The organism is Sutcliffiella rhizosphaerae (genome assembly GCF_917563925.1).
Lineage (GTDB): Bacteria > Bacillota > Bacilli > Bacillales > Bacillaceae_I > Sutcliffiella_A > Sutcliffiella_A rhizosphaerae.
In genome coordinates, this window is the sequence record NZ_CAKJTJ010000014.1 from 18523 (window position 1) to 34371 (window position 15849).

General features: G+C 35.6%; 19 protein-coding genes. 13 read left to right on the forward strand and 6 right to left on the reverse strand.

Features of this window, described 5'->3' with window-relative positions; translation table 11 throughout:
- Window positions 1-54: 54 nt before the first annotated feature.
- Window positions 55-768 (forward strand): polysaccharide deacetylase family protein, encoded by a 714-nt coding sequence (locus LRP81_RS13100; RefSeq protein ID WP_230501782.1) that lies wholly within the window; start codon window positions 55-57, stop codon window positions 766-768.
- A gap of 111 nt (window positions 769-879) precedes the next feature.
- Here the strand turns inward: LRP81_RS13100 and LRP81_RS13105 are convergent, their stop codons facing one another.
- The 3 genes from LRP81_RS13105 to LRP81_RS13115 all read right to left on the reverse strand — a co-directional run bounded on the left by LRP81_RS13105 (window position 880) and on the right by LRP81_RS13115 (window position 2682).
- The gene (locus tag LRP81_RS13105) at window positions 880-1356 is read right to left on the reverse strand and encodes a hypothetical protein (RefSeq protein WP_230501784.1); all 477 of its coding nucleotides are present in this window, start codon (window positions 1354-1356) and stop codon (window positions 880-882) included.
- A gap of 248 nt (window positions 1357-1604) precedes the next feature.
- On the reverse strand, window positions 1605-1976 hold the full coding sequence (locus tag LRP81_RS13110; protein WP_230501786.1) for a hypothetical protein: 372 nt from the start codon (window positions 1974-1976) through the stop codon (window positions 1605-1607).
- A 199-nt stretch (window positions 1977-2175) separates the two neighbouring features.
- The gene (locus LRP81_RS13115) at window positions 2176-2682 is read right to left on the reverse strand and encodes a DUF3189 family protein (protein WP_230501788.1); all 507 of its coding nucleotides are present in this window, start codon (window positions 2680-2682) and stop codon (window positions 2176-2178) included.
- A 149-nt stretch (window positions 2683-2831) separates the two neighbouring features.
- Here LRP81_RS13115 and LRP81_RS13120 point away from each other — a divergent pair, with 149 nt between their 5' ends.
- A complete protein-coding gene (locus tag LRP81_RS13120; RefSeq protein WP_230501790.1) occupies window positions 2832-3236 on the forward strand; it encodes a hypothetical protein in 405 nt (134 codons plus the stop codon).
- A 12-nt stretch (window positions 3237-3248) separates the two neighbouring features.
- Complete coding sequence (locus tag LRP81_RS13125; RefSeq protein WP_230501792.1) at window positions 3249-3497, forward strand: phage holin; 249 nt, start codon at window positions 3249-3251, stop codon at window positions 3495-3497.
- Between the two features lie 103 nt (window positions 3498-3600).
- Here LRP81_RS13125 and lexA read toward each other — a convergent pair whose 3' ends face one another.
- Complete coding sequence (gene lexA / locus LRP81_RS13130; RefSeq protein ID WP_230501927.1) at window positions 3601-4215, reverse strand: transcriptional repressor LexA; 615 nt, start codon at window positions 4213-4215, stop codon at window positions 3601-3603.
- Between the two features lie 130 nt (window positions 4216-4345).
- Between lexA and LRP81_RS13135 the strand changes: the two genes are divergently transcribed.
- The 7 genes from LRP81_RS13135 to LRP81_RS13165 all read left to right on the forward strand — a co-directional run bounded on the left by LRP81_RS13135 (window position 4346) and on the right by LRP81_RS13165 (window position 12447).
- Window positions 4346-5020 carry a YneB family resolvase-like protein gene (locus LRP81_RS13135; protein WP_230501794.1) on the forward strand — a complete coding sequence of 225 codons (675 nt, stop codon included), beginning with the start codon at window positions 4346-4348 and terminating at the stop codon, window positions 5018-5020.
- A gap of 45 nt (window positions 5021-5065) precedes the next feature.
- Window positions 5066-5296: a DUF896 domain-containing protein gene (locus LRP81_RS13140; protein WP_230501796.1), complete on the forward strand. Its 231-nt coding sequence runs from the start codon at window positions 5066-5068 to the stop codon at window positions 5294-5296.
- 90 nt (window positions 5297-5386) lie between these two features.
- Window positions 5387-7393 carry a transketolase gene (gene tkt / locus LRP81_RS13145; RefSeq protein WP_230501929.1) on the forward strand — a complete coding sequence of 669 codons (2007 nt, stop codon included), beginning with the start codon at window positions 5387-5389 and terminating at the stop codon, window positions 7391-7393.
- Window positions 7394-7643: 250 nt separating this feature from the next.
- The gene (sirA, locus tag LRP81_RS13150) at window positions 7644-8069 is read left to right on the forward strand and encodes a sporulation inhibitor of replication protein SirA (protein ID WP_230501798.1); all 426 of its coding nucleotides are present in this window, start codon (window positions 7644-7646) and stop codon (window positions 8067-8069) included.
- Window positions 8070-8160: 91 nt separating this feature from the next.
- Window positions 8161-8379, forward strand: coding sequence for a YneF family protein (locus LRP81_RS13155; protein ID WP_230501800.1), 219 nt, complete (start codon window positions 8161-8163; stop codon window positions 8377-8379).
- Window positions 8380-8895: 516 nt separating this feature from the next.
- Window positions 8896-10644: an ABC transporter transmembrane domain-containing protein gene (locus LRP81_RS13160; protein WP_230501802.1), complete on the forward strand. Its 1749-nt coding sequence runs from the start codon at window positions 8896-8898 to the stop codon at window positions 10642-10644.
- Between the two features lie 3 nt (window positions 10645-10647).
- Complete coding sequence (locus LRP81_RS13165; RefSeq protein WP_230501804.1) at window positions 10648-12447, forward strand: ABC transporter ATP-binding protein; 1800 nt, start codon at window positions 10648-10650, stop codon at window positions 12445-12447.
- 188 nt (window positions 12448-12635) lie between these two features.
- Here the strand turns inward: LRP81_RS13165 and LRP81_RS13170 are convergent, their stop codons facing one another.
- The gene (locus tag LRP81_RS13170; protein WP_230501806.1) at window positions 12636-12797 is read right to left on the reverse strand and encodes an aspartyl-phosphate phosphatase Spo0E family protein; all 162 of its coding nucleotides are present in this window, start codon (window positions 12795-12797) and stop codon (window positions 12636-12638) included.
- A gap of 226 nt (window positions 12798-13023) precedes the next feature.
- Between LRP81_RS13170 and LRP81_RS13175 the strand changes: the two genes are divergently transcribed.
- The 3 genes from LRP81_RS13175 (at window position 13024) to LRP81_RS13185 (ending at window position 15243) form a co-directional block, all read left to right on the forward strand.
- Window positions 13024-13734 (forward strand): cytochrome c biogenesis CcdA family protein, encoded by a 711-nt coding sequence (locus LRP81_RS13175; RefSeq protein WP_230501808.1) that lies wholly within the window; start codon window positions 13024-13026, stop codon window positions 13732-13734.
- 105 nt (window positions 13735-13839) lie between these two features.
- Complete coding sequence (locus tag LRP81_RS13180) at window positions 13840-14199, forward strand: response regulator (RefSeq protein ID WP_263458244.1); 360 nt, start codon at window positions 13840-13842, stop codon at window positions 14197-14199.
- 558 nt (window positions 14200-14757) lie between these two features.
- On the forward strand, window positions 14758-15243 hold the full coding sequence (locus tag LRP81_RS13185; protein WP_230501810.1) for a CcdC family protein: 486 nt from the start codon (window positions 14758-14760) through the stop codon (window positions 15241-15243).
- A 138-nt stretch (window positions 15244-15381) separates the two neighbouring features.
- On the opposite strand, the gene LRP81_RS13190 is transcribed toward LRP81_RS13185, so the two are convergent.
- Window positions 15382-15807 carry a DUF2621 family protein gene (locus LRP81_RS13190; RefSeq protein WP_230501812.1) on the reverse strand — a complete coding sequence of 142 codons (426 nt, stop codon included), beginning with the start codon at window positions 15805-15807 and terminating at the stop codon, window positions 15382-15384.
- Window positions 15808-15849: the final 42 nt, after the last annotated feature.

A 15849-nucleotide genomic window follows, 5' to 3' on the forward strand; every position in this document is an offset into this window, starting at 1 on the left:
ATTTTGTGTTTTGGTACAAAATAATACGAAAAGATGAAGATTGAGGTTAAATTTATGCGCAAATTTATTATTATTATATGTGTTCTCAATATATTTCCCTTTTTGGAACCTAACCAAAGTTTTGCCGAAATTAGACCAAGAAAAGAATATGAAAAAACAGGACAGGTATTTTGGGAGGCACACACAACTGATAAAAAAGTTGCCATTACATTTGACGATGGACCTAATTCCATTTATACCCCCATTGTGTTAGAGGTTTTAAATGAATATGATGCAAAAGCCACATTCTTTGTTGTTGGAAACATGGTGGAAAAACATCCTGATATTGTTTCTAATATTGTTTATAATGGACATGAACTCGGAAACCATACGTTTTCACATGCATATGGACAATCTGTCTCAGAAGAAGAGTTATTAGAAGAGATTGAAAAAACGAACAGTATTCTTCAACTAGTAATCGGTTCACGGCCATCTTATTTTCGCCCTGTCGGTGGCTATTATTCAGATGAAGTGATAGATTCTGCTGTGCAATTAAATCATAAAGTGCTTTTATGGTCTTGGCATCAAGATCCCAAGGACTGGTCCGATCAAAAAGCTGCACAGATTGCCAATCATGTTACCCAAAACATCCGCCCTGGTGATGTTATATTGCTGCATGATGGTGGGGGGAATAGAATGGAGACGGTTCTGGCCCTAAAATTAATTTTGCCAATTTTAAAGGATGAAGGGTATCGGTTTGTTACAGCTAGTGAGTTGTTTGCCGAGTAAAATTACCAATATGGACAACCTATAAGCTGATCTATATGAAAACCCCAGAGATGTTGAATTTTCCACATCTTTGGGGTTTTTTGTTTGATTATGTAATATATAATTTGAATTTCACCTTCTTATGATTTTTAGATGTAATGGTAAAATGAATCTATAAACGAAAATAAAAAGTATAAAAGATATAGGGATACTCCAGCTTTTGGTTTGTAAATATCCAGAAAGATAAAGAGTAATTTCGATTAGAGATGAAATGAATGAAAAAAGAAGAGATAATTTCCATTTGTTGTTTTCTGTTAAAAAGTTTAAAAAGAGTATTGCTAACGATGTTGGGATAAAGGTATAAGCAAGAATGTCTCCCAAACCCGTTTTTGTAGGATGACCTAAATCTAATAAATCAATTACTCGGAATAGAATTGCATCACAAATCCAAGTAGCGACACCAACAATACCAAACGTTATATATTGTTCTTTCCAAGTAATGTTTCTTTTTGGAATAATTAACGACAAAAGGAAAAGTATCACACTAATTACCACACAAATCCATACTCCTTGGAAATGAAGGTCCAGATTTTTTATGATTTCCTGCATCTTTTTACTCCTTATGTTAGCTAAATGTCACACTTCAATAAAAAAGTGATAATTCCTATTTTTATTATTTTATCCAAGACATTCTTACTTATACTGATCACCGGGTATGCAAGCTATGGGTACGATTCTCATGTTTCTACACATCTTAATACTTCAAAACTCTTCCTGTTATGATGGATGGTTCAAAGTTAAAAACCGCTTAATAGTGTAGTGGAATACACTTTTAAACGGTTTTTCCATGATAAATATCAAACAGCAGGTTCATTTTCACCTGTTTGTTGATCTTCTTGTAATGTTCTTACATCACCTGTTGCTTCCACTGCTGAACCAAATGATTGAATGGATACACCAGTAATAATAAGTTTTTTCCAGTAAGATGTATCTCCTGAAGAATTAATTTGTTGGGAAAAACTTGCAGCTTCTGTAAATAAGCCAATGACCCTTGTCCATACCCCGGCAGCAACAATTTTCTCTCCTTCTGACTCATAATTTAAATTGGCAAGCTGAGTAACTAAAATGGCTTCGTAAATAACCATAATTAATTGAATCCATAAAACATTAGATAGTTGTCTTTCAAGTCCTCTAATCTCTCGATCTCTTTCTTCTGGTGAAATACACAACCCATAGTTCCTCCAGACATTTTTCTTATATAAATATGTAAATAAAACTTGTGTGTTACCTCCAAAGCTGCTCTTTATTAATAGATTGTTGCTTTTAATCGGTGAAGAGTCCTCTTCTGTACTTATGCGTACCTATAAAACAAATGCAGGTTAATTGGACGACTTTATCTAAATCGAATAAGTTAACGAAAACAACCTTTTATTTATATTGGATGTTATCTAACTTGATCACTTTTTCGTTGCTATTCATTGCTTCTTGTTTCGTGTTGTCCACAAGGTTTACTACATCTTTATAGCTAATTTTCGCACCCCAAATAAGAAGTGGCACTCCAATGAAATCAAATTTTAAAACTCTAGAAAAGAAGCCACCGATAGTCATTGGAAACGGAACGGTTGGTGAGGTATTGGTGAATATAATTTTTTGATCTAACTGATAACTTTCATTAAAAAGCTTGCACAGATTTACCAAGGATTTTACCGCAATTTTGGAAGAATGCCTTCCTACTGAATATACAGCGTTATGTTCTTCGTCATAGCCATGAAAAAAGAAAATTCCTTTTTCATCTGGGGTTAGTTTATTGAAAAACGGAACATTTAAAACATCTTCTTTCGTGAGCTTTTGATGTTTAGACAATAATTTTAAATGATACGCTGCAGCCAAAGCTGTTGAATGTGTTCCGCCAAAATCATTATAAATATATATCAAAGTGTTCACTCCTTCTTTATTATTTAATTGCCCCAAAAGCATAAAATTTATTAGGTCATCCATCAATTACCTTTTAGGTTAATTGCCATAGTAATAATTTGTCCCTTTCACAAATAGACTTTAGTAGTACAAATATAGGAGGGGAAGGGATGGCAAAAACTTCTCAGCATCAAGTTACAGCCGATTTGATTCAAGAATTTTATGAATGTTTAAAGCGCAAAAAGAAATTAGAACAAAGAATGGGTGAATTAAAAGAAAAATTTCATCATTACTTTGATGAGAAATTTGGTCAGGATGAAAAAGCAGAAATTGTGATGGGGGCTTATAAGCTACAAAGGCAAGTTAGAAAAACTGAGAAATATAAAGAAGAAGAAACGGTTGAAAAACTGGAAGCATTAAATATGGAGGAACTTATTAAAGTAACCAAAAAGCCAGATGATGAAAAAATAAAAGCAGCTATTCAACTAAATCTATTAAAAGAAGAAGATGTAAAGGATTTCCTAGTAACATCCTCCACGTTAGCGATTGCTGTAAAACCACTTACACCTAGATAAAGGGGGATTGACATGCCTGAAACAACCAAAGAAAATCAACTTTCCATTCGTCCTGTGTCAAAAGGTGCATGGTTTCGTATTGTGTTTTTATTACTAGCACTTGTTAATCAGTTACTTGTAATTTTTAATAAATCACCACTTCCAATTTCTGAAGAGCAACTAGAACAACTATTTACTATAAGTTGGACAGCTATTGCAGCAATAATGGCCTGGTGGAAAGACAATGATTGGACCAAAAAAGCTAGAAGCAGAGTGAAATAGCTTTTATTTTAAAAAAAAACTCCTATCACTCCGCCTGGCATAAAAAACAACAACTAAAATATTTCAGAACAGAAAAAAGTGCCAACCTATGTTGACACTTTTTTTAGTGGATATTACGATATACACCAATCACTTTTCCTAAAATGCTGACATTACGAACAATAATTGGTTCTAACGTGGAGTTTTCTGGTTGCAGGCGAATATAATCTTTTTCCTTATAAAATCTTTTCACCGTTGCCTCGTCTTCTTCAGTCATGGCAACAACAATGTCTCCGTTGTTAGCAGATTGTTGTTGACGCACGATGACATAATCTCCATCAAGGATTCCAGCTTCAATCATACTGTCCCCCATGACTTCTAGCATAAAAACATGCTCGTCAGGAGCTACATAGCGATCAGGTAGAGGAAAATAATCCTCTACATTTTCAATTGCAGTAATAGGTTGACCTGCTGTGACCTTTCCGATTATCGGAACATTAACTGCAGAAATTTTAGGGACAAGTTCATCCTCCATAATTTCGATTGCCCTAGGCTTTGTAGGGTCTCTTCGAATTAGACCTTTACTTTCCAACCGAGCGAGATGACCATGGACAGTGGAACTAGATGCAAGTCCAACTGCTTCACCAATTTCGCGGACGGAAGGTGGATAACCTTTTGCCTGGACTTCTTGCTTAATATAATCCAAGATATCTTGTTGCCTTTTTGATAGTTTCATAATACCGCACCTCTATTACTATGATTATGTTAAGTATAGCATGATTTTCCTGAAAATACAAACATAAGTTCGAGTATTTGACAAGAATATACGTTCGCATAATAATAAACGAGAGAGAAAGTGGGGGAAATGTATGAAAGGAATAGTATATTGTCGAGTTAGTACAAAAAAAGACACACAAGAGACATCGCTAGAAAGACAAAAGGAAGAGTTATCGTCATTAGCAAACAAACTAAATATAGAAATAGTGAGTATAGTGGTGGAACAGGCTAGCGGCTATGATTTAGAGAGAGATGGGGTGTTTCAAATTATTGAAGACATTTCAGCAAAGGAAATTGACGTACTTTTAGTGCAGGATGAAACTAGGTTAGGAAGAGGAAATGCCAAAATTGCCTTTTTACACTGGTTGCGAAAAAATGATGTGAAGATCTATTCTATCTCAGATAATGGTGAACTTTCCTTATCTGACTCAGACTCATTGGTATTAGATATTGTCGCAATTGTGGAAGAATACCAACGAAAGCTACATAATTTAAAGATTAAACGTGGGATGAAACGAGCAGTTAAGAATGGGTTCAAACCAGCAAGGAATCTTCGCAATATTAATCAAAGTCCTGGAAGAGAAAAAATCGAGGTACCTATTGAAGAAATTGTTAGACTCAGAAAGAACAAATTGACCTTTCATGAAATTGCAGCCACTTTAAGAGGGTTAGGTTATGATGTTTCCAAAGCCACGGTTAATAGGCGCTATAGAGAATACATAGATGAACAGGACAACGGTTTGCTTGTAAAAAAAGAAGAGCTTTAGTAAGATAAAACCATATCTTCACATGGGTGAAAGAAGGAGATTATTATGTTATCAAAAGAAAAAATTGCTCGAATAAACGCTCTTTCTAAAAAAGCGAAAGCATCGGGTCTTACAAATGAAGAAGCAATGGAACAAAAACAATTACGGGAAGAGTATATAAAGACTTTTCGAGCTTCTATGGAAGACACTTTGCAAGGAGTTACCATTGTAGATCCAGAAGGAAACGATGTTACTCCAGAAAAATTAAAAGAACGAAAAAAGAATTTAAAGCACTAAACGCTTTTTTTCAGAACATTGGAACATACTATTTATGATAAAATAGAATCTTTCCAAGTAATAATGATAAAGAGAGAAAGGATGGAAAATATGACACACACGATAGATCAACTTTCCATTAATACCATTCGCACACTTTCTATTGATGCGATCGAAAAAGCAAACTCAGGTCACCCAGGAATGCCGATGGGTGCTGCACCGATGGGATATTCTTTATGGACTAAATTTATGAACCATAATCCTAAAAACCCAAACTGGTTTAATAGAGATCGTTTTGTTCTCTCTGCGGGACATGGCTCCATGTTATTATATAGCCTGTTACACTTAGGTGGATATGATGTTTCGATGGACGATTTAAAACAATTTCGTCAATGGGGGAGCAGAACTCCTGGACATCCAGAATTCGGACATACTCCAGGAGTAGATGCAACTACCGGTCCGCTTGGACAAGGGATTGCTATGGGTGTCGGTATGGCTATGGCTGAACGTCACCTAGCTGCAACATACAATAAAGATGACATGGAGCTTGTTAATCACTTTACATATAGTATTTGTGGAGATGGAGACTTAATGGAAGGTATTTCAAATGAATCAGCTTCCCTGGCTTCCCATTTAAAGCTTGGCCGTTTTATTGTCCTATACGACTCGAACGATATTTCCCTTGATGGCGATTTGGACAAATCATTTTCTGAGAGTGTTGAGCTTCGCTTTAAAGGCTATGGCTGGCAATATATCCGAGTGGAAGATGGAAACAACTTAGAAGAAATTGCAGCAGCTGTAGAAGAAGCGCAAACCGACTTAAACCGACCTACTTTGATTGAAGTCAAAACAACCATTGGTTATGGTTCTCCAAATCGTTCTGGTACATCTGGTGTTCATGGTGCCCCACTTGGTTCTGATGAGCTAAAGCTAACGAAAGAAGCATACAAATGGACATTTGAAAACGACTTCCACGTTCCTGAAGAAGTATATGAGCACTTCCGTGAAAAAGTTGCGGTAAAAGGCGATAAAGCTGAAGCGGAGTGGAACGTATTATTCCAACAATATAAAGAAAAATATCCAGAACTAGGAAAGCAATTAGAAACTGCAATAAACGGCGTACTCCCTAAAGACTGGGATAAGGATATCCCTGTTTATGAAGAAGGAAAAAGCTTAGCTTCTCGTGCGTCCTCTGGTGAAGTATTAAATGCCATTGCAAAAAATGTTCCATTCTTCTTCGGTGGTTCAGCCGACCTTGCAGGTTCTAACAATACAATGATTAAAGGCGAAGCAGACTTCACACCTGAAGACTACAGCGGTCGTAACATCTGGTTTGGTGTTCGGGAATTTGCAATGGGCGCTGCACTAAACGGAATGGCATTGCATGGTGGGGTAAAAGTATACGGTGGAACATTCTTCGTGTTCTCTGACTATTTACGTCCGGCAATTCGTCTTGCAGCCTTACAACAATTACCTGTAACATTTGTATTTACACATGATAGTATTGCTGTTGGCGAAGATGGACCTACCCATGAACCAATTGAGCAACTTCCAAGTTTGCGTGCAATGCCAAACCTTTCTGTAATTCGTCCAGCAGATGGAAATGAAACAGCAGCTGCATGGAGAATAGCAATGGAATCTGAAAAAACACCTACTACATTGGTATTGACACGTCAAAACCTACCAACAATAAAGGGGACAGATCAAACTGCTCTAGATGGTGTGAAGAAAGGTGCTTACGTTATTTCTGACTCCGGTAAAGAAACTGCTGATGCGTTAATACTTGCTTCTGGTTCTGAAGTTGGATTGGCTGTTGAAGCACAGAAAGCACTTCAGCAAGAAGGTATTCATGCAAATGTTATAAGTATGCCTTCATGGGATCGTTTCGAGCAACAATCAGAGGAATACAAAAACTCTGTGCTCCCTAAAGATGTGAAAAAGCGTCTTGGTATTGAAATGGCTACTCCACTTGGATGGGAGCGTTACACTGGTGACGAAGGTGATGTGTTAGCAATTCATACATTCGGCGCTTCTGCTCCTGGTCAAAAAATAATGAAAGAATACGGATTTACGGTAGAAAATGTTGTAGCAAGAGTAAAAGCTTTACTAGAAAATTAATGCTTTATATAGGACTGTTCGACAAGTCAATATTAATTGACTGTTGGCAGTCTTTTTTTCGATCCTAAAACCTCTTCAGTTATTCATTGAGACAAGCGATTTTATGTGGTGAGTAGAAGCCCTGATGTTGTTTTTGCACCTGATTCGACATATTTCACCAAAAATAGCGCTTTCCTCTCTACAACATCAGACAAATGTTTCCTCTACCATCCTTTATAATAGATAAAAGAGGATGAGTGGAGGGGTTTTGATGCGTGAATATATCATCTATTTAATAGAGGATGAAATAGCAAAACACTATTCTGGTAATGAAATAAAACTATTTCAATTGTTTAAACAATATGAACAGGAACATGATATTCAAAGCATAATCAAACAACAAATCGATTATGTTACCTTGACAATACCCACTATCCGTTTACAGCATTCTTTAGAAACGGCATTACATGCAAATAAAAACTATAATCCTTCTCAGCAAAAAATAGAAAAAATAGATTCCATGGCAAAGCTTACGATTAATGAAAAATATTTAAAACTAACTTCAAACGGATCGTTTGAGGCAGAAGCAATATTTTTTGAAATAATACGAAAACTGGCACCATTCTTTCTCGCCATAGACACTAAATCAAACCGCTATGGTTGGTTGCAGCCAATTAAACAGAGAAAATTTGTCTGAATGATAGAGAAAAATGGCGGAAAATGTTGTATAATTACAATTGGTTTAGTACACTACTTGAGTAGACCTGGATTTGAGGAGGAAATTTTTGATGGATACATGGATTTGGATTCTAATTGTAGTTCTAGCTCTTATTGCTGGAGTTGCGCTAGGATTTTTCATCGCTCGTAAGTACATGATGACTTACTTAAAGAAAAATCCGCCAATTAATGAGCAAATGCTGCGTGTTATGATGATGCAAATGGGAATGAAACCATCCCAAAAGAAAATCAACCAAATGATGTCTGCAATGAGCAAACAAATGAAATAAATGAAAGTATTAAAATGCTTTTCGCTCTAAGTTTCATCATACATTTGTTTGATAATCAAAACCATAAAGTTAAGGAGAAGAAGGTCAAAAACTGAATCCTTCTTCTTAAATTTAACGATATATGCGGTTAATCTTTTTTTAAAAAGTCACTTTTTCTGTTGGAAAATTAAACAGAAGAGGTGGCTTTTTATGTTGTAGTCTATGAAAATGATTGAAGAATTTGGAGGATGAAAAAGAAAATATTCATACTCCAACCTGAGAATTTCACATTCGATGAGTATGATTATCAATTCAAGTCTTTAATATGGTATTTTGTAAAATGATTTCTACTCATGAATGATTTCTCGTCAATTTTTAATAAGCGTTCGTTAATCGTGTAGTAGTTCATCTCTGTAGAATTATTTTTCTTTTGTAAAAATTTCCTCAGTTAACGAATAAACATCTTTCTAAATATTTGAATATTTGCTAAACTATTATAGTTCCATATAGATAGATAACAAATCGGGGGAAAAGTAAATGAGTATTTTTAAGGATCTATGGTGGTTCTTTAAGCAAGAACGCAAATCATATATACCTGGTGTATTATTGTTAGCCTTAGTGGCTTTTCTAGAATTAATTCCTCCCAGGATAGTTGGTATGACAGTTGATTATATTGTCGAAGGAAATCTAACAGAAGACACCATTTTAGTGTTAATGTTGGTATTGTTTGGCACAGCGATTCTCGTATATATATTAAGATACCTTTGGAGAATCATGATTTTTGGCCCTGCAGTTCGACTTGCAAGATTATTGCGAAATAATTTATATGAACATTTTACAAACATGTCACAAAGTTTTTATCAACGCCGTCGTGTCGGAGATCTGATGGCCCACTCCACGAACGACCTGCAGGCAATACAGCAAACAGCAGGAGCTGGTGTTTTAACACTTGTTGATTCCTTGATGACAGGGGGATTTGTCCTTATTGCAATGGCAGCAACAATCAGTTGGAAGCTGACATTAATCTGTCTTATTCCTCTTCCTTTCATGGCTATTTCAACAAGCTATTATGGTTCTCTTCTTCATAAAACTTTCCATAAAGCGCAAGCTGCATTTTCTTCCTTAAATGATAAGGTGCAGGAAAGTGTTAATGGTGTAAAAGTTATCAAAACCTTTGGCCAGGAAAAAGAAGAAATTAAAGAGTTTGAGAAACAGGCAGAAGATGTAGTAAAGAAGAATGTTACAGTTGCTAAAATAGATTCATTGTTTGATCCTACGATTGGAATAATTATAGGGTTATCCTTTTTCCTTGCGATTGCATTTGGCTCTCGATATGTCCTTATTGGTGAAATGACGATTGGAGAATTAATTGCTTTTACTACTTACTTAGGGCTACTAATATGGCCGATGCTAGCTTTTGGCTGGCTCTTTAATATTGTGGAAAGAGGGAGAGCATCCTATGATCGCGTTAGTGCCTTGCTAAAAGAAGAAGTGGATATTAAAGATACAGAAAATGCGGTTTCTACCATTCCGACAGGCGACATCTGTTACCAAGTAGATAATTTTACGTATCCTAATGAAAAAGAGGCGCTGCTGAAGGATATCCATTTTGACATCAAGCAAGGTGAGACACTCGGTATTGTCGGGAAAACCGGAAGTGGGAAAACTACCATTTTAAAGATGCTAATCCGTGAATTTGATGGGATAAAAGGAAATATCTTCATTGGAGGAAAAACAGTGAAGTATTACCAATTAGAAGCGCTAAGGAATGCAATAGGTTATGTCCCGCAGGATCATTTTTTATTTTCTGCCACGATTGCAGATAATATAGCTTTTGCTTTACCAAGTGCTTCGTTTGATGACATTATTCAAGCAGCAAAGCTTGCTAACATTCATGATGATATCATTCAATTTACAGATGGGTATCAAACGATGGTAGGGGAAAGAGGAGTATCCTTATCAGGGGGACAAAAGCAAAGACTTTCCATAGCTAGAGCATTATTAATGGATCCTGAGATATTAATATTAGACGATTCATTGTCGGCAGTGGATGCGAAAACGGAAGAAAGTATCCTCCATGCATTAAAAGAAAATCGGGAAGGCAAAACAACTCTCATTACTTCCCATCGTTTAAGTGCCATCCAACATGCTCAAACGATAATTGTGTTGGAAGACGGAGAAATTGTTCAAAAGGGAAATCATCGGGAACTAATGGAGAAAGACGGTTGGTATAAAGAAATGTACCATCGTCAGCAATTAGAATCCCTAGTTGAGCATGGGGGATAGAAAATGAATAGTCAAACAATCACTGCAAAAGAACAAAGACAGGTATTAAAGAGGCTCTTAGGGTATGCGAAACCACATACGAAACAATTCATTTTTGCCTTCAGCCTCTTGGTGCTAGCCACCATTGGAGAAATAGTAGGACCGCTTATCATAAAGGTGTTTATAGATGATTACCTGACTCCTCAAGTGATGGAAACAGGGCCAATTGTCACTCTGGCTAGTCTTTATATCGGTATATTAATCGCCAAAGTGATCATTACTTATTTTCAGTTGTTAAAGTTTCAAGAGATTTCTTTAAAGATAATTCAAGAGCTTCGGATTGACCTTTTTGCAAAAGTGCAAACACTTGGACTAAAGTACTTTGATAAAACACCAGGTGGTAGTATTGTTTCGAGAGTAACAAATGATACAGAAGCAATCAAAGATATGTTCGTGAGTGTTATTTCCACTTTTGTTCAAAACGGTGTGTTTTTAATCGGAATTTTTATTGCCATGTTTCTGTTAAATGTCCAATTGGCTATTTTTTGTTTACTAATCATCCCAATCATTTTTGCCATTATGGCTACTTACCGTCACTTTAGTTCCAGATTTTATGCGGATATGCGGGAGAGGTTAAGTCAGCTTAATGCGAAATTGAATGAGTCACTTCAAGGGATGGGAATCATTCAAGTGTTTCGCCAAGAAAAGCGGCTCCGTAAAGAATTTGCTGAAATTAATGAGGCTCACTATCAAGCTGGTGTGAAAAATATAAAGCTAGACGGACTTTTGCTTAGACCTGCAATTGACTTTGTTTATGTTTTGTCATTAATTTTGGTGTTAAGTTATTTCGGGATATCTTCTCTTGGAAGTACGATAGAAATAGGTGTTCTGTATGCATTTGTTAACTATTTAGGTAGATTTTTTGAACCTGTTAACCAAATGATGATGAGATTATCTATGTATCAACAAGCGATTATTTCTGCATCTAGAGTATTTTATCTTTTAGATGAAAAAGAAGTTGCTCCAACCTGTGCAAATCATACACAACAACCGGCTATCTCAACAGGGAAAATTGAATTTAATAATGTAACTTTTTCATATGATGGGAAACGTGATGTTCTAAAAAATGTTTCATTTACTGCTCTACCTGGTGAAACTGTTGCTCTTGTAGGTCATACTGGGAGTGGAAAAAGCTCCATCATTAACTTACTAATGAGATTTTATGACCTTAAACATGGGGAAATCATTATAGACGGCTCATCTCTGAAGCAGTTTGAGAACGAAGAATTAAGGAAGAAAATGGGGTTAGTACTTCAAGATCCATTCTTGTTTTATGGAACTATCAACCACAATATTCGATTGCATGATTCTACCATTTCAGATGAAGAGATTAGAAAAGCAGCAGAATTTGTGCAGGCAGATTCTTTTATAAAAAAACTACCAGATCGATATGAACAATTAGTTGTAGAGAGAGGTTCGACCTTTTCCAGTGGTCAAAGACAATTAGTAGCTTTTGCTAGAACGATTGCCACAAAACCAAAAATACTTGTCCTGGATGAAGCAACAGCAAACATTGATACGGAAACAGAAGAGGCTATTCAAACCGCGCTGGAAAAAATGAGAAAAGGAAGAACAACTATTGCAATTGCACACAGACTTTCTACCATTCAAGATGCAGACCAAATATTGGTTTTACACCAAGGAGAAATCGTCGAAAGAGGGACGCATCAGGAATTATTAAATCTCGAGGGCTTGTATTATAAAATGTACCTATTACAAAATGGACAGCCGGAGAAAGTAGAAGATGTACTTGTTCAGCCATAAATTAAATGTTGACGGAGTGAGATAAGAATTATTTAACGCTTAAATCTCAACACTGAAAATCCCAACTCTGTTAGGAGTTGGGATTTTACTATGTAAGTAAGAAAAGTTTATGTAGTTATGTTAGAGCTCAAGGCACTTGCTTCTGTGCTAGTCGGTTTTCAAAGCTGCTCCTTGCGCATATTTATGTATTATTTTGTCACAATGATATGGTTATACTTGTTTAAGAGTGTGTCCAGTTCTTGACTTAATTTTAACGTCTTAGAAGAGGACATTCCGTATTTTGCAACAATATCTATAAGTTCAGCACGCTTCAATTCAATTAAATTTATAAGTTCTTGTTTAGTAGCCAATGTTGATTATCCTTCCTTCTTCCAATTCGTAACATTATTATACTAGATATTGGGAGGTAATTCAAAGGAAAACTCCTAGTTAATGGGACTTTAATAATTGTAAAATAGTGAAGAATAACTATACAAACTTGTCACGGATTCGTCATAGATTGTTAAGAAGATTATCAATACCAGGGTCATTTTTTTGGTACTATTATAGATATCAATTTGTAGGAGAAGTGATAATATGTCAGGAGATCTAACCCTTTTCTTAGCATTTGGTGCAGGTGTGCTTTCCTTCGTATCACCATGTACATTACCTATTTATCCTGCTTTTCTCTCCTATATTACAGGAGTTTCTGTGGGACAGTTAAAAGAAGACAAAGGTATGATGCAAAAGAAAAGTATATTACATACATTATTTTTTCTTATAGGATTCTCATTAATTTTTATTGCCCTTGGTTTTGGGACGAGCTTTTTAGGACGATTTTTTATGCAGTACCAGGATCTTATCAGGCAAGTGGGAGCTCTGTTAATCATCTTTTTCGGATTAGTAATACTAGGTGTATTCCAACCTAAATTCTTAATGCAGGATAAAAAATTCACATTTAAAAATAGACCATCTGGCTATATCGGAACTGTCCTAATCGGCATGGCGTTCGCAGCGGGTTGGACTCCTTGTTCTGGTCCTATTTTAGGTGCCGTAATAGGGATGTCGATGAATAATCCGACATCAGGAGTTTATTATATGCTGGCATATGTACTTGGATTTGCTATTCCATTTTTTGTACTTTCTTTCTTTATCGGTAAGATGGGGTGGATAAAACGTAACCATGCAATAATAATGAAAATTGGTGGTTATTCAATGATCTTTATGGGAGTTTTGTTGTTTTTTGATTGGTTGACAAAAATTATAGTTTGGCTTTCTGCGATTACCGGGGGATTCCAAGGATTTTAAATTGTTTGATATTTTTGTTGATTCTTATGACTTAAAAGAGTAAAGTTAAAAATGGGAATAAAGTAAATAAAATACTTTTTTATAGGTCGTAAGGAGGACTCTGCTGTGGCGAAGGTTTTAGTAGTGGATGATGCGAAATTCATGAGACTGACAATTAGAAACATTTTAACTAACTCAAACCACACTGTTATCGGTGAAGCAGAGAATGGGAAAGAAGCAGTGGCCCTCTATAGAAACCATCAACCTGATTTAGTGACAATGGATATTACCATGCCTGAAATGAATGGAATTGAAGCAGTTAGAGAAATATTGAATGAATTTCCTAAGGCAAAAATCATTATGTGTTCTGCAATGGGACAGCAGCGATTAATAGTAGATGCTATCGAAGCTGGAGCTAAAGATTTTATCGTGAAACCGTTCGATGAAAATAGAGTGCTGGAAGCTATAAAGCGGGTGTTAGGTTAAGATGTAGAACGATCGTGTACAAGTATCTTGTATACGATTGTTTAGTTTTATGAGGTGAATAATGAGGTTCATACTTAAAATAATAGAAGGTTTTTTGATCGTGTATTTTTTTACATTTACCGTCATTTTAGGTATCGTGAATTCCTTAACAATTTTATCAGTTAAATCAATTAAAGGTACAACTATCGCAGAATTTGATACAGAGATGCTTTTGTTATTTTTTATCTATTTGTTCATTTTGTTTTTGTTTATAAAGACGTATAAAGATTGCAACACGTATAGTAAAGTAATGTTGTCTATATACTTGTTTTGCTTTTCTGGAAGTATTATTGTCACACTCATGAATATTATTATTTCATTCATATTTATACCTAAATCATATGTGGAAGAAAATTGGATGAGAGACTTAGAATATCTTTTATTGTCCTTGCTATTGTTTTTTTACACATTACATAAACTTAGAGATTTTTCGGAAGGATAGATTTCCCTTTTATTATTCCGCTTTTTCGGTATAATAGTAAGGGGTTAAAAGTTGTGAAACAAAAAGGATGATACGAAGTGAATACAATACTATCTACGATCATTGCAGTTTGTATGGCATTAGTTGTCATAGTTATCCGTATGAAAGCTGCAAAAAAGCCTTCATCTGTTAAAAAAATTGTCTTACCACCTATCTTTATGAGTACGGGTGCCCTAATGTTTCTTTTTCCAGAATTCAGGGTTTCCCCACTACAAATAGTCGAAGCACTGAGTGTAGGTGCTATCTTTTCCATTTTTTTAATTAAAACCTCGAAGTTTGAAATTAGGGATAATGATATCTATTTAAAGCGTTCAAAAGCTTTTGTTTTCATATTACTCGGTTTATTAGCGATCAGAGTCATTTTAAAACTAGTTTTAAGTACGTCAATAGATATTGGAGAACTGACCGGGATGTTTTGGCTACTCGCATTTGGAATGATTGTTCCGTGGCGGGTTGCGATGTACTTGAAGTATAAAAAATTGGAAAGTGGTACGATTCCACCCACCATAAAAACAACTGTTTGAACAGAAAAAACCTCGGTTAATAATCCGAGGTTTTTCTTTAAGGATGCTTTCTCATACTTTGTTTCTTTTGATTTTTACTCTCATGCATTTTCCTGCATTTAGTATGAGAAAAAGACAACCTTTCATTCATTTGCCTTCTTAAAAGAGATGCTGATAGGGGGTGCGGTCAATATTTAAATGCTCTAATTTCTTGATCAGAAACTTATGATCCCTTTTTGGAGTGGCCAGAATGTAGCCTCTAATAACATGCTCTCTAGTAATTTCTTTTGCTTTCTCTTGGTATGCAAGCTCACCAATTTTTCCTGCAATTTTTTGCCTGGCAATATCGCGGAATAATTCAGGAACTGGAGACACTAGCTCTTCTAAAAGAAGTTTTAGGTCATCCGGCCACAGATGGCGAGTTTTTTGTAAATAATAATCTTGCCAGTCCAATTCTGACTTACCATCTTCTTTTGGTAATCTTTTTAAAAACTTTCGGAACATAAAAAAACCGCCAATGGCAAGTAGTGCTACCATTGTTACAACCCAAAATAATATTAACCATAAAAACCATCCGGTTAACATGTTCATTCCCTCCGAACTCGTTAACATTCTTGTATTATTATA

Excerpts from the sequence above, each read along its gene's own strand:
- LRP81_RS13100 (WP_230501782.1), top strand. The coding sequence starts at position 55 with ATGCGCAAATTTATTATTATTATATGTGTTCTCAATATATTTCCCTTT.
- LRP81_RS13105 (WP_230501784.1), bottom strand. The coding sequence starts at position 1,356 with ATGCAGGAAATCATAAAAAATCTGGACCTTCATTTCCAAGGAGTATGG.
- LRP81_RS13120 (WP_230501790.1), top strand. The coding sequence starts at position 2,832 with ATGGCAAAAACTTCTCAGCATCAAGTTACAGCCGATTTGATTCAAGAA.
- LRP81_RS13125 (WP_230501792.1), top strand. The coding sequence starts at position 3,249 with ATGCCTGAAACAACCAAAGAAAATCAACTTTCCATTCGTCCTGTGTCA.
- LRP81_RS13135 (WP_230501794.1), top strand. The coding sequence starts at position 4,346 with ATGAAAGGAATAGTATATTGTCGAGTTAGTACAAAAAAAGACACACAA.
- LRP81_RS13140 (WP_230501796.1), top strand. The coding sequence starts at position 5,066 with ATGTTATCAAAAGAAAAAATTGCTCGAATAAACGCTCTTTCTAAAAAA.
- tkt (WP_230501929.1), top strand. The coding sequence starts at position 5,387 with ATGACACACACGATAGATCAACTTTCCATTAATACCATTCGCACACTT.
- sirA (WP_230501798.1), top strand. The coding sequence starts at position 7,644 with ATGCGTGAATATATCATCTATTTAATAGAGGATGAAATAGCAAAACAC.
- LRP81_RS13155 (WP_230501800.1), top strand. The coding sequence starts at position 8,161 with ATGGATACATGGATTTGGATTCTAATTGTAGTTCTAGCTCTTATTGCT.
- LRP81_RS13160 (WP_230501802.1), top strand. The coding sequence starts at position 8,896 with ATGAGTATTTTTAAGGATCTATGGTGGTTCTTTAAGCAAGAACGCAAA.
- LRP81_RS13165 (WP_230501804.1), top strand. The coding sequence starts at position 10,648 with ATGAATAGTCAAACAATCACTGCAAAAGAACAAAGACAGGTATTAAAG.
- LRP81_RS13175 (WP_230501808.1), top strand. The coding sequence starts at position 13,024 with ATGTCAGGAGATCTAACCCTTTTCTTAGCATTTGGTGCAGGTGTGCTT.
- LRP81_RS13190 (WP_230501812.1), bottom strand. The coding sequence starts at position 15,807 with ATGTTAACCGGATGGTTTTTATGGTTAATATTATTTTGGGTTGTAACA.